We start from the raw sequence: 13,603 nt of genomic DNA, 5'->3' as shown, positions 1-13,603 counted from the left end.
CACGGGAGACAGCGCGTTGAAGACGTTCGTTGTGTTCGAACTGATGAGCCAGATGGTGCTGGTGGCCCAGGAGGCGAAAGCCCGCGGGTTCCACGTCGTCGCACTCAACCACGACCCCCTGCGGACCACGGGCGCTTTCGCCGTGCCGGACGGTGTCATCGACGAACTGATCCACATTGAGGCATGGTCGGACGCCGTCGCGGTCCGCGAAATTATCGACGAGCTCTGCGGGCGTAGCGAGATCGTCGGCACCTACTGCGGATACGAGCACACCCTGCCCTACGAGGCGGAACTACGGCAGCGGGTAGGCCTGCCCCACAACAATGTCCAGGACACGCTCCGGGCGCTGGACAAGCGGCAGGTGCGCAGGAAGCTCTACGCGGAAGGCCTGTCGCGCCTGCGGTCGACCTCCCTGCGCGACGCCCTCCAGTGGGACACCTGGCAGTTCGACGGACCGGCTGTGCTCAAGCCGGCCAACGGCACGGGTAGCGTGCTCTGCTTCATCGTGGGGTCGCTCGCCGAACTCCACGCGGCCGCTGCAAAAGCCGAAGCGGCCGACATCGACGCCCCCCGGCTGCGCGACTACATCGTGTCCCGCGGTGTCTTCGTGCTCGAGGAGCTGGCAGCGGGTGAGCTGCTGTCGGTGGAATCCCTGGTCTCCCACGGCGTGGTCCACACCATCGGTCTCACCGGCAGGTACGTGCTGACCGAGAACCCGGTGGTGGAACAGGGGCTGCTCTTCCCGTACGACCATCCGCGTCGCGACGAAATCGTCGCCGCCTGCGAGCTGTTCCACAAGAGCCTGAGCATCACCCACGGCCCGACGCACGTCGAGGTGATGGTGCCGGAGCACGGCCCCATCGAGCTGATCGACTTCAATCTCCGCTTCGCCGGGCTCGCGGCGACGGTCCTGGTCAACGAGGCATTCGGCCTTCCGTTTCAGACCTACCTCACCGACGTCGCCTGTGGCCTCGACCTGGACACCACGCTCCTGCCGCGGCCGACCCGGTACGCCGCCGACGTGCTGGTGATGCCACCACCGGGAGTCATGCACTTTCGGGACCTGGTCTTCGCTCCGCACAGCGGCACCCGGCGGCTGAGCAAGGAGATCGGGCAGGAACTCAGCGGCGGCTCCGGACAGCTGGACCACGTGGCGATGTGCGTGGTCACCGGCGCCACCGTCGCCGAAACGCATGACAAGGCCGTCGCGGCACGACAGATGACCGTCTTCAACGGCGAACCGCTCGGTGACATCCCGGCCACCCGGGTCACCGGCGGGGCGTACTTCAACCCCGATGTCAGACAAACGGTACCGAAAGGAAACCAGATGAGCACCTCCACCGCACCCCATACCGTGGACGAGACTCTGCGGAGTCACTTCACGGAGCAATTCTCCGGCGACACGCTGGCGGCGATCCAGGCACAGTTCCAGACCGAGAACGTGGTCCCGCTGCGCGGATTCTGCCCGCCGGACCTGCTGCGTGAGTTGCAGGACGAAGCCTTCGCGATCATGGACGGTTTCGGCAAGACCCACAAGCTGTCGATGAAACTCACCGACAACACGCCCCGGCAGATGACGACGGTCGGGCAGCCGACCATCAAGGAACACGGCCCGCTGATCCACGAGCTGTACTTCTCGTCGGCCATGAAGGACCTCATGTCCCAGGTGGTGGGTGAAGAGGCCTTCACCTGTCCGTACGCGGGCGAGCACTACGTGATCAGCCGGCTCGGCGCGTCCGGTGACACCCACGGATGGCACTGGGACGACTACAGCTACGGCTTCGTCCTGATCCTGGAGGCGCCGCACTATCGTGACGGCGGCTTCGTCCAGGGCGTGCCGCACACCTCCGGGTGGGACAAAGCCAACCCCGACGTCTACGGTGCACTGCTCAACGGCCAGGTGCACTCGTATGCGTTCGAGGCGGGCGACGCTTACGTGATCAAGACCGACACCACCATGCACCGCGTGCATCCGATCCGCGGTGAAGGCCGCCGCACGATCGTGAACATGACCTGGGTCAACGCCAAGGACCTCACCACGCCCAGAACCCACGAGACGAACAACATCCTCTTCGGTGGAGCAGGGGTCGACCCGGTGTCGGGCGTATGAGCACCGTCGAGACCGTCATGCCCGGCCTGCGCGAGGACGTACGGCCACGGGAGACGATGCGGGCACTGCCCCGGATCCTCCAACCCTTCCTGACCTGGGTCACCGGTGTCCCGCTCGACGGTGACCGACAGTTCGTCAGCTGGAGCCCGGCCAAGGCCGCAGTGCTGGGGCTGATCCAGACGGCCGCCGGCATCAGCCTCGGCGCCTACCTGTTGTCGGGGTTCACCCCCTGGTCCATTCCACCGCTGGTGCTGTCCTTGCTGCTCACCACCGGCGGATTGCGCCGCCTCGACGTCGTTGTGGTCCACCAGACGCTGCACCAGATGTTCGTCAAGTCGGTGCTCGGCAACCGGATCGTCGGCGAATTGATCACCACGATGTTCTGGCGCACCCCGTACGACGAGGACCGCAGAGATCACTTGCTGCATCACCAGTACCCGTGCTCGATGCACGACTCCGACACCCGCTACCTGCTCGCCACCGGGATGCGCCCGGGCATGTCGAAGTCGGAGTTCCGCCGCTACCTGTGGAAGTCGCTGTTCTCACCCAAGCACCACTGGGGCTTCTTCTCCGGGCGTATCAGGTCCAACTTCATCGGCGTCCGGCCGCGTTACCGCCTGCTGATGTCGCTGGTGTGGCTCGCCTCGACGGTGGTGTTCGTCGCAACGACGGGCTGGTGGATGCAGTACCTGGTGCTGTGGCTGCTGCCCCTGTCGGTGATGTTCCAGGGCTCGACCTACCTCTACACCCACACCGAGCACCGCTGGTGGATCTTCGCCAACTCCGACAACCTCACCAAGGCACAACGTGACCTGCTGACCTTTGGCCGGGTCTGCGGCGAGGCGACGCCCGGAGCAGACATCACCGGCCGGGCGAGGCGCGCCGCCGCCTGGTTGACGTGGTGGTCGCGAATCCTGTTCGTGCACGCCCCCTATCGGATGTTCATCCTCGTCGGTGACACCGTGCAACACGACCTGCACCACATCGCGCCCAAGTGCGACTGGGCGAACTCCGCATACGTCCGCCGCGACGACATCGCCAAGGGCTCACCGCGCTACACCGAGGTGTGGGGTTCGCTCGTCGACCACCTGCATGCCGCCGGCATGGTGGGCGAGCCCGCACCGTTGGGCGTCGGCACCGACCGCAGTTCCGCCGAGGGTGGTGCGGTATGACGACACCCGTTGCGAACACCGTGCGACACAGGGTCCTCGTCATCGACGGCGGCGGTCGCGGCCACGCGATCTGCCGCCTGTTCACCCGCACCGACCCCGACGTGACGGTCTTCTACGGGCCGGGGTGCGACCTCGTCCAGGATGATCGGATCGTCTCGGTGCCGTCGATCTCGCTGTTCAACCCGCGTACGGCGCTGGAGTTCCTGCTGGAAAACCCGGTCGACTTCGTCTTCGTCGCGCACATCGACGCCCTGTCACGTGCCTACGTCGACATCCTGCGCGCGAGCGGGCAGCGGGTCATCGGTCCCGATCGGGCGGCGGCACTGCTGGAGGCGAGCAAGGAACGAGGCAAGCGATTCTGCGCCGACAACGGCATCCCGATGCCGCGGTACCAGGCCTTCACCGATCCTGAACTCGCCCGCGAGTACGTCCGGTCGCTCCCGTACGAGTGTGTCGTCAAGACCGACGGCCTCACCCTGCTCGGCGACGGCACCGTGGTCTGCGACTCCCCGGCCGAGGCGGAGGCGGCCGTGGTGCAGTTCGCCAGCGAGGCTGGCGACGACTTCCGGGTGGTCATCGAGGAACGCCTGCGGGGCTGGGAGATCTCCGTCTTCGCGCTGCTCGACGGCGACAGCGCGCTGGCGCTGCCCTCCGCACTGGACTACAAGCGCACCTTCGAAGACGACCGGGGAAAGAACTGCGATGGAATGGGCTCCGTCACCCCGCACCCCGAGGCCGGGCCCGAGCTGGACGCGGAGATCCGCAGGACGGTCCTTGACCCGGTGGTGCGGGCCATGCGCCACGAGGGTCTCGACTACTCGGGCTTCCTCTACATCGCCGTGATGATGACCGACGACGGACCCCGCGTCATCGAGATCAACACCCGCATCGGCGACTCCGAGGCGCAGGTGCTGCTGCCCGGCATCCGCACCGACTTCACGAGTCTGTGCCGGGCGGTGCTCGACCGGACCCTTCATGAGCAGAAGATCCACACGGATGGCCTGGCTCGCTGCTGCGTCGCGCTGACGCAGGGCTGCCTCGATCCCGACGACCCGGACGCACATCCCGGCTACCCGTTCGCCGGGTTCATCACCGGTCAGCACGTGACCGGGCTGGAAGCCGTGGACGCCGACGAGGCGGACCTCTTCTACGCCGACCTGCGCGCCGACGCACTCGGCCGGCCGGTCACGGCCGGCGGCCGGGTCGTGCACGTGGTGGGTGCGGGCAGCACGCTCGCCGAGGCACGCGAGCGCGCCTACCGGCAGATCGACCGTATCGCCTTCCGGGGCATGCGCTACCGCGGTGACATCGGACTGCTGGTGGAGAACGAAGGAGCCCTGCGATGATCCTGGCGATGTCCTCGGGGGACGTTTTCGAGGCTGTGGAGTCGAACGTCCGGTCGTATTCGCGGTCCTTCACCGGGCTGTTCACCCGGGCCAAGGGAGACTTCCTGTTCACCCAGGACGGGACCGGCTACATCGACTTCCTGTCCGGGGCGGGCACGCTCAACTACGGTCACAATCCCGACTCCATCAAGCGTGCCGTTGTCGACTACCTCGAGCAGGACGGTCTGACCCACGGTCTGGACCTGTCCACCAGCGCGAAAGGCGAGTTTCTCGACGCCTTCCACCGGTACGTGCTGGCCCCGCGCGGACTGACCTACAAGGTGCAGTTCTGCAGCCCGTCCGGGACGAACGCCGTCGAGGCGGCCCTGAAACTGGCACGGCTGGTCACCCGCCGTTCGAACATCGTCTCCTTCAGCGGCGGCTTCCACGGGGTCAGCACGGGATCACTGGCCGCGACCGGAGCCGGCTTCTACAAACAGGGTCTGCACGACTCACTGCCCAGGACCACGCACGTGCCCTACCCGCACTCGCCGCTGGGCGGATTCGACAGCCTCGACCTGCTGCGCCGCATGATCGGGGACGCTAGTTCGGGCATCGAGAAACCGGCGGCGATCCTGCTGGAGACGGTCCAGGGCGAAGGTGGCGTGTACATCGCGCCGGTGGAGTTCCTGCGGGGACTGCGCGCCTTCTGCGACGAACATCAGATTCTGCTGATCGTCGACGACATCCAGGCCGGATGCGGGCGGACCGGTGCGTTCTTCTCCTTCGAACGCGCCGGGATCACCCCGGACCTCGTGACCCTGTCCAAGTCGATCGGTGGATACGGACTGCCCATGGCGGTCCTGCTCATCAAACCCGAGTACGACATCTGGCAGCCGGGCCAGCACAACGGCACCTTCCGCGGCAACCAGCTCGCCTTCGTCGCGGCCACCGCCGCGATCCGGGAGTTCTGGTCCGACGGGCTGGACGGCCCGTTCATCCAGGCGGTGCGCCGCAAGGCCGACCTGGTGGCCGGCCATCTCGGCTACCACCTCTCGCAACCGCCGGCAGTCACCGTCCGCGGACTGGGCCTCATGTGGGGTGTCGACCTGTCCGGCGTCTCGGGCCCCACCGCGAGCAAGGTGTCTCAGCTCTGCTTCGACCGAGGGCTGGTCGTGGAGACCTGCGGCCGCAACGGCGAGGTGCTCAAGGTCCTGCCGCCGCTGACCATCAGCGAGGAGAACCTCCTCCAGGGCCTGGACACCATCATCGGTGCGTTGCGTGACGTCACCGGAGCCGACGACTGTGTGGCGGGCGACCCGGCATGACCGATCACCACACCGCGCTGCACGATTCCGGCCTCACCTACTGCGGCCGATGGCTCGATCGGGCCGGCGACCGGCGGACCGACCCACTGTGGATCGAGGCTACCCTCACCGCGCCCGACGCCCGGTTGATCCCGCTCTGGCGTGACCGGTGCCTGATGGCCGGGGCGCCACAGGCTCCGGTGTTCCTGGCAGGTGCCAGCGCCGAGGCGGTCCGTCAGGCCTCGACCGAGGTGGTGTTCCTGGGACTGGACGGGGACAGCGGCGTCTTCGCCGCGGACCTGTCCGGGCTTTCGGAGACTGAGGCGCTCCACCTGGCCGGTGCCGAGCACGTCCTGGACGTGCGCACGCTGGTGGGGACATTGGAGCCGAGCGAGGCCTCGACGTTGGCGTACGCGCGCGGGCTCCTGCATTGGAACCGTCACCAGGGCTTCTGCGGCGCCTGCGGGGCCGCGACGGTGAGCCGCAACGGCGGCCACATGCGGGTCTGCGGGGACGTGGGATGCGCCCGTCTGCTGTTTCCCAGAATCGAACCGGCAGTAATCATGCTGGTCGAGTCGGCGGAAACACCGCGCCGTTGCCTGTTGGCCCTGCACAAGGGGTCCGCCGCAGGCGGCTATTCGACGCTGGCCGGGTTCGTGGAGATCGGCGAGAGCCTTGAAGACGCGGTACGGCGTGAGGTGGCCGAGGAGGCGGGGGTACCGGTCGGTGCGGTGACGTACGTGGCCTCCCAGGCATGGCCGTTCCCCTCGGGGCTGATGGTCGGATTCCGGGCCACCGCGACCGAGCACACCGTGGTGGTCGACGGTGAAGAGCTGGTGGAGGCGCGCTGGTTCACCCGCGCTGAACTCCTCGCACACGCTGCCTCCGGTGGCCGGCTCGGCCGCGAGGACTCGATCGACCGGCTCCTGCTGCACGGCTGGCTGCAAGAGGGCGACTGACGCACCCGCGTTCCGGAGACCCGGCGCACCTGCCCGGAGACCACCGCACTACGGAGAGGCTCATGAACGTGGACACCATTTTGATCATCGGTGGCCGGCTGGACACCGTACGCAAGGCCAAGGACCTCGGCTTGCGTGTCGTCTACCTGCAGCAGCAGGAACTACATGTCTCCGCAGGCGCGGCCGTCGCCGACGCCGTCCTGCTGGCCGACTACACCGACTGGTCCATCGCCGAACCCCTCGTCGCCGCCGCGCAGAAAATCTGGGGCTTCACCCAGGTCGTCTCGCTGGCCGAGCGGGCGATGGAACTCGTCGGCCGGATCAACGACATGTTCGCGTTGGGTGGCACCTCCTACGCCGTCTCTCACCTGTTCAAGAACAAACTGGCGATGCGCGAGCATCTGGCCGCCACCGGCACAGAGGTTGTCGCGGCGCAGGCCGTCGACAGCGCGGACCAGCTGCGGGCCTTCGGCGAACGCCACGGCTTTCCGATCGTGGTGAAGCCGGTCGACGCCGCGGGAAGTCTCGGCGTGATGATCGTCGACGGCCCGGAGCGGATCGACGAGGTCTGGCGTACGGCGCAGGGACTGCGCGGCCGCGCCGACCGGGAGGTGGAAAGGGTCTACCCGGTCGACCGCTTCATCGTGGAGGAGTACATCGACGGTCCGGAGTACAGCGTCGAGTCGTTCTCGTTCGCCGGCCGGCACATCATCGTCGGCATCACCGAGAAGCTTTCCGCGGGCGTCGTGGAGATGGGCCACGCGGAGCCCGCTCGCCTGACCCCGGACGCCGAAGCGGCCCTGGTCACACATGTGGAGAAGTTCCTCGGCTGCATGGGGCTGCGGGACGGGATCGCCTGCACCGAGGTCAAGATGTCCACGAAAGGCCCTCGGATCGTCGAGTCCCAGAACCGGGCCCCGGGCGACCGGGTCATGGACCTGGTCGAACAGGTGTCCGGGTTCGACATGGAGAGCTACGCCGTCGGCTGGCCGTTCCGCCTGCTCCCGGAACTGACGGAACGGCCCCACGCCCGATGCGCCGCGGCGACCCGCTTCCTGCTGGCCGAACCGGGCACGGTCGTCTCCATCAAGGGAGCGGAAGAGGTCCGCGACCACCCCGGCGTGCTCGACGTCGACATCAGCGTCCAAGAGGGCGGCGATGTGCCGGTACTGGCGGACAACTTCGACCGCATCGGTCAGATCTTGACCACCGCCGCCGACACGACCACGGCAATCGAGCTCTGCGACACGCTCATCGCCAGGATCCGCATCAGCACAGTCGCGTCCGGAACCTGAGGGATCCACGGCACGCCCTCGCCACAGCCCTTCGTACAAAGGACGCTCCGACCGGCATGACCTCTGCACCCGCCTCCACGGCTCCACCTGCGGGCCTGCTCTCGAAACTCGGCATTCCACCGCTGACCGGCCACACGAAGTTCGTCTTCGCCACCGGCATCGACAGCCTCGGCACCGGGCTCGTCACCGTCTTCATCCTCATCTACTTCGTGAAGACGACCACGCTGACGCTACCCGCCATCGGCGGTGCCATGACGATGGCCCGGCTGCTGGCCGTCCCCACCGCGTTGGTCGTCGGGCCGCTGCTGGACCGGTGGGGCGCCCGGACAGTGGCCGCCGCCGGCAACATCGTCTGCGCTTTGGGCTTCACCGGCTTCCTCTTCGTCGAATCAGTGGGCCAACTCGTGGCCGTGGTCCTGCTGGTCCAGATCGGCCAGACCACCTACTGGACCTGCTCCAGCGCACTGATCGTCCTGGCCTCCCCCAAGCAGGACCGCACCCGGTGGTTCGGGTTCGTCCACGCCCTGCGCAACGCGGCTATGGGCCTGGGCGGCGCGCTGGGATCCGCGTGGCTGGTCGTGGGCAGCGCCGCAGGCCTGGACGGCATCGTCTTGGGAAACGCGGCCAGTTGCCTTCTTGCCGCGCTGCTGCTGATGAGCTGGCGACCGGAAGCGGCCGCCGGCCGCAGGGACACCGCCGCTGCGGACAGCCCCCCGCCCGGCATACCCACCGAACCCAACCCGCGGGCCGGCTACGCAGCCGTGCTGCGCGACACCCGATACCTGCTGCTGGTCGCCATCAACCTCACCTTCGTCTTCGGCGCGCTGCTCATCAACGTGCTCCTGGCGATCTACATCGTGGAAGGTCTGAACCGCGGCCCATGGATCGCCGGAGCGCTGCTCGTCCTGGCCGCCGTCCAGGTGTCGCTGACCCAGACCGCAGTAAGCAAGCGACTCGACCGCTACCGGACCACGCGGGTCCTGCTCGTCGCGTGTCTGCTCAACGCCGTGGCATTCGGCCTGTTCGCGCTGATGGACATCGCACCGGCGTGGACCGTGGTCCCGGGCCTGTTCCTGGCGATGTTCGTGCTCACCATCGGCGAGACCGTCTGGTCCCCGCCGATCGACAGCCTCAGCGTCTCCCTGGCCGCCGAGCACACGCAAGGGCGTTACCTGGCCATCTACCAGCTCTCCTGGACGTTCGGCCAGATCACCGCCCCCGCCCTGTTCACGTTCCTGCTCGCCCGCGGTGCGGTCCTGCCGCTGCTGTTCCTGCTCGCGGTGACTGCGGTCGCCGTGCCCATGGTGCTGCTGCTGGAGCGGATGATCACTGCCCGCACATCTTCTGCGGCACCCCTGATCGATGATCGACAGCTCGCTGCCGCGTGACTGACCGCAAACCCATGAATCTGGACTGACATGCCCATAGGAGGCGCAATGAAGACGATAGTCGTGATCTCAACGCGAGGATTCGGCGCGTTCCGCCACGATCTGCTGGTGGACGCGGAAAACACCCGCTTCATCGGGATCTTCTCGGAGTTCGACGCGGAGAACATCACACAGGGCCAGCGCGACTACCTCGAGCAGGTCCACGTGATCCCCTGCGGTAAAGCGAACCCGACCCCGGCGGAATGCTCGCTTGTCGACTTCCAGGCCGCATGCGAACTGATCGAAGGCCTGCTGCGTGACCCGGCAACCACGGAACTCTCACTGCACAGCTTCGATGAACGAAACCTCCTGCTCGCCGCCGAGCTGCGCGCCCACTTCGGACTCGCCGGCCCACGATACGACGCGATCCTGCCCTTCCGGGACAAGTGCCTGATGAAGGAGAAGCTTATCGCCGCAGGCGTGCGCGCCCCGGCGTTCGGCCGCTACGACATCGAGGCGGCGCAGGCGAACCCGGCGGAATACTTCCGTGCGATCACCGACGCGGTCGGACTGCCCTTCATCCTCAAGCCGGTCGACGGCAACTCCGCCGACGGGGTCTTCAAGATCAGCTCCTGGGAGGACTACGCCGCAGTCCCCGCCGAACTCGGCCGGCACTACGAGTACGAGGAGTTCATCCTCGGGACGATGTACAGCGTCAACTTCGTCTCCAAAGACCGACGGGCCGTGTTCGGGGGCGTCACCGAATACCTCGTCAACTCCACCGAGGTACAGAACGGCCGGGTCAACGTCGACATCAACCTGATCGACGCCGACCCGAGGGTCGCCAGGATGCTCGCCTTCGGCGAATCCGCACTCGCGGCGCTGGGCTGGCCGGATGGTGCCTCCCACCTGGAGCTGTTCCTCACCGCCGAGGACGAACTGGTGTTTCTCGAGGTTGCCGCCCGATTCAAGGGCCTGGCGGGTCTCGCCGCGATGCAACAGCACTACGGGGTGGCACTGGTCAACCTCGCGCTGGAGCTCGAGGCCGGACTCAAGTCCCACCCGTACCCCGTCGACCAGCAGGTCTACTGCTTCGACGGCGTGATGCCGAAGAAGCAGGGCATCGTCGACACCCTCGTCGAGCCCGCCATCGAGAGTGAATTCTCGATGGCGTGGAAGGTACGTCCAGGCGACGTCATCGGCCAGGGCTCGTCGCTGTCCGACAACGCCGGCACCTTCCTGGTCTGGAACACCGACTACGAAGCGCTGTACCGCGACTTCGAACGCCTCGCGGACTACCAGCCGATCACCTACACCCACGGGAGCAACGCATGAACAACACGGCCGTTCCGGACTCCAGGATCCTGGGAAATCCTCCCGCCGAGCCTTCGGCCGCAGTGGAGTACTTCTACACGATGAAGCTGCGCTGCGAGACCGACCCCTACGACGTACAGCACGATCTCGCAGCCGGAGCCGGCGGCTTCGTAGTGATCGACACACGCCGTGCCGCGGCTTTCGACGCTGAGCACATCACCGGGGCACGGCACTTCCCCCACGACGAGATGACGGTCGCGGCCATGGCGGACCTCGACCCGGCCCTGGTCTACGTCACCTATGGCTGGGGCCCGGGCTGCAACGGCGGGACCATCGGCGCGGCCAAACTCGCCGGGCAGGGCTTCCGGGTCAAGGAGATGATCGGTGGCATCGAGTACTGGAAGCGCGCAGGCTATCCGACCCGCTGCTCCGACCCGGCGGGGCAGTGACGGCGAGCCGATGTGGCAAGCCTCGATATCCATCGACCTCGACGCCATCCGCCACAACGTCGCCCAGCTCACGGCCGCCACCACGGCCCAGGTGATGGCGGTCGTGAAGGGCGACGGATACGGCCACGGAGCGGTCGAGTCGGCCCGGGCGGCGCTGGACGGCGGGGCCAGCCGCCTCGGTGTCGCCACCATCGCCGAAGCACTGCAGCTGCGGGCCGCCGGCATCACGGCTCCGACGCTAGCCTGGCTCGTCGCCCCTGGCATGCCACGAGCCGAGGCCCTCGCTGCCGGCGTGGAACTGTCTGCCGGCTCCCTGGCCGAGCTCGATGAAGTGTGCGCCGCGGCGGCCGTTGCCGGCCGACCGGCCGGCCTGCATCTCAAAGTCGACACCGGCCTGGGACGCGGTGGTGCTCGGGTGGAGGACTGGCTGCAACTGGTCGAAGCATCCGCGAAGGCCCAGGCTGACGGCCTTGTCGAGGTGGTCGGCGTATGGAGCCATTTCGTGCACGCCGACCAGCCCGACCACGCGACGAACGCTCGCCAGCTGACGGCATTCGCCGAGGCGGTCGACATCCTCGCCGCGGCCGGCCTCCGACCGGCTCTGCGACACATCGCTAACTCGGCCGCCGCCCTGACGCTGCCCGAATCGCACTTCGACCTGGTCCGCGCCGGCAGCGCCGTGTACGGCCTGCGGCCCATGCCCGGACGCGACTTCGGGCTGCGCCCCGCGATGACGGTCCGCGCCAGGGTGGCGTTCGCCAAGAAGGTGCCGGCAGGCTGCGGCGTCTCCTACGGACACACGTATGTGACACCTAGCCCGACGACCCTCGCAGTGATACCGCTCGGCTACGCCGACGGGATACCACGGGCCGCCGGCAACACGCCCCTGGCGTGGTTCGGCAGCGTACGCCGGACGATCGCCGGACGGGTGTCCATGGACCAGTTCGTCGTGGACTGCGGAGATGATCCGGTCGTGGCCGGTGACGTGGTCACCCTGCTCGGCCCCGGAGACCGAGGCGAGCCCACCGCAGACGACTGGGCGACGGTCCTGGGCACGGTCAGCTACGAGATCGTGGCGAACTTCGGCGGACGCGCGCGAATCCGCCGAAGCTACGTCTGAGAACGCAAACCGGTATTCAAGGAAGAGCATGGATATTCCAGCACGCCGACCAGCGAACCCCGACGCTCCGGGCGCGGTGGCAGCCTGCCCCCCGCCGAGCCCGCTCCTTATCCATCCACCGACCAGGAGTTGACAGTGCGTCTCGTTCAGGACACAGAGGCGGTGCTGATCGCGACCGCAGCCCTGATCAACACCGAGGACCGGGAGCGGCTTCCTGACCCGGCCGCGCTCGAGGAGTTCGTGCAGAAGTGGGGCTGGACCGGCCGACATGACCACAGCAGAGCCGAGTTGCGGGCCGTCCAGACACTACGGTCCCGGCTGCGCCGCGTCTGGGCCGCCTCCGAGGACGAGGCCGTCGAGATTATCAATGGCCTACTGTGTGATTACGGCGCCTCGCCACGACTCGTCCGCCACGAACAGACATATCAGCTTTACGCAACACCCTCGCACGAGCGGCTGGCAGGCCGGATGGCCGTGGCGGCGGCCATGGCGTTCGCCAAGCTCGTGACCAATGGGGAGCTCAGCCGCCTGCGCGTCTGTGAATATCCCGGATGCGACGACGTCGTGGTGGACCTGTCCAGGAACCGCTCGCGGCGCTTCTGCGACGCAGGCTGCGGCAACCGGAGCTCTGTCGCCGCGTACCGCGCTCGCAAGGCCGCCCTTCGGCGTCAGCAGCAGTAGTGTGCTCAAGAATTCGCGTCGGCGACGTCGGCGGAGTCCAGGTTCGCGATGCGGACCGACCAGCCGGACCCGCACGATGGGTGTTCTGGCGCACTCTTCGGGTTGTCGAGTTCCTTCAGGATGCCCATACTCGTCTAGACCATGATCAGAACCATCGGGTCTCCCGACGGAAGGACAGGCGTGAAGCGCAGACTCCTCCACACCATGACGGCCGCGGTCGTCATCCTCGCCGGCGCGACCGTGGCCGGCGCACCGGCAATGGCCAGTGACGCGCCCGGCTTCGTGTGCAACCTCAACCAGAACACGTGGCTGCGTACCGATCCCCACGGTTTCGTCCTACGCACCCTGTCCGGCGGACGCGGCTTCCGCTGGCACGGCCAGGCCATCGACGACGGCTACAGCGTGTGGATCTATGGACACGGCGCGGAGGCGCCCGGACAGGACGGCTGGATCCCGGCCGTCAACGCCAACTGCTGACACGTCCGCGCTGACCGCCGAGGGCGG

At 67.4% G+C, this 13,603-nt stretch carries 12 protein-coding genes; all 12 read left to right on the top strand.

Annotation, left to right across the window (positions count from 1 at the left end; all coding sequences use genetic code 11):
• The first annotated feature begins 16 nt into the window (after positions 1-16).
• The 12 genes from FLL47_RS23505 (at position 17) to FLL47_RS23450 (ending at position 13,576) form a co-directional block, all read left to right on the top strand.
• Positions 17-2,110, top strand: a complete 2,094-nt coding sequence (locus tag FLL47_RS23505) for an ATP-grasp domain-containing protein (protein ID WP_144122739.1) — start codon at positions 17-19, stop codon at positions 2,108-2,110.
• Positions 2,107-3,282, top strand: coding sequence for a fatty acid desaturase (locus FLL47_RS23500; protein WP_144122738.1), 1,176 nt, complete (start codon positions 2,107-2,109; stop codon positions 3,280-3,282). Before FLL47_RS23505 ends, FLL47_RS23500 begins: the two co-directional genes overlap by 4 nt.
• On the top strand, positions 3,279-4,628 hold the full coding sequence (purD, locus tag FLL47_RS23495; protein ID WP_144122737.1) for a phosphoribosylamine--glycine ligase: 1,350 nt from the start codon (positions 3,279-3,281) through the stop codon (positions 4,626-4,628). The genes FLL47_RS23500 and purD overlap by 4 nt, the downstream gene beginning before the upstream one ends.
• Positions 4,625-5,935: an aspartate aminotransferase family protein gene (locus tag FLL47_RS23490; protein ID WP_222106160.1), complete on the top strand. Its 1,311-nt coding sequence runs from the start codon at positions 4,625-4,627 to the stop codon at positions 5,933-5,935. Before purD ends, FLL47_RS23490 begins: the two co-directional genes overlap by 4 nt.
• A complete protein-coding gene (nudC, locus tag FLL47_RS23485) occupies positions 5,932-6,873 on the top strand; it encodes an NAD(+) diphosphatase (RefSeq protein WP_144122736.1) in 942 nt (313 codons plus the stop codon). Before FLL47_RS23490 ends, nudC begins: the two co-directional genes overlap by 4 nt.
• A gap of 62 nt (positions 6,874-6,935) precedes the next feature.
• Positions 6,936-8,168, top strand: coding sequence for an ATP-grasp domain-containing protein (locus FLL47_RS23480; protein WP_144122735.1), 1,233 nt, complete (start codon positions 6,936-6,938; stop codon positions 8,166-8,168).
• Between the two features lie 56 nt (positions 8,169-8,224).
• On the top strand, positions 8,225-9,556 hold the full coding sequence (locus FLL47_RS23475) for an MFS transporter (RefSeq protein WP_186315868.1): 1,332 nt from the start codon (positions 8,225-8,227) through the stop codon (positions 9,554-9,556).
• Positions 9,557-9,604: 48 nt separating this feature from the next.
• Positions 9,605-10,870, top strand: a complete 1,266-nt coding sequence (locus tag FLL47_RS23470; RefSeq protein WP_186315867.1) for an ATP-grasp domain-containing protein — start codon at positions 9,605-9,607, stop codon at positions 10,868-10,870.
• A complete protein-coding gene (locus FLL47_RS23465) occupies positions 10,867-11,298 on the top strand; it encodes a rhodanese-like domain-containing protein (RefSeq protein WP_144122732.1) in 432 nt (143 codons plus the stop codon). Before FLL47_RS23470 ends, FLL47_RS23465 begins: the two co-directional genes overlap by 4 nt.
• Before the next feature lie 10 nt (positions 11,299-11,308).
• Complete coding sequence (gene alr / locus FLL47_RS23460) at positions 11,309-12,418, top strand: alanine racemase (RefSeq protein WP_144122731.1); 1,110 nt, start codon at positions 11,309-11,311, stop codon at positions 12,416-12,418.
• A 135-nt stretch (positions 12,419-12,553) separates the two neighbouring features.
• Positions 12,554-13,099 (top strand): CGNR zinc finger domain-containing protein, encoded by a 546-nt coding sequence (locus FLL47_RS23455; protein WP_425457753.1) that lies wholly within the window; start codon positions 12,554-12,556, stop codon positions 13,097-13,099.
• 180 nt (positions 13,100-13,279) lie between these two features.
• On the top strand, positions 13,280-13,576 hold the full coding sequence (locus FLL47_RS23450) for a hypothetical protein (RefSeq protein ID WP_144122729.1): 297 nt from the start codon (positions 13,280-13,282) through the stop codon (positions 13,574-13,576).
• The last annotated feature ends 27 nt before the right edge of the window (positions 13,577-13,603 follow it).

The organism is Catellatospora sichuanensis (genome assembly GCF_007483665.1).
In the GTDB taxonomy this organism is placed as follows: Bacteria; Actinomycetota; Actinomycetes; order Mycobacteriales; family Micromonosporaceae; genus Catellatospora; species Catellatospora sichuanensis.
The sequence above is the reverse complement of the archived record's forward strand: the minus strand, read 5'-3'. Positions and strand labels throughout refer to the sequence as shown.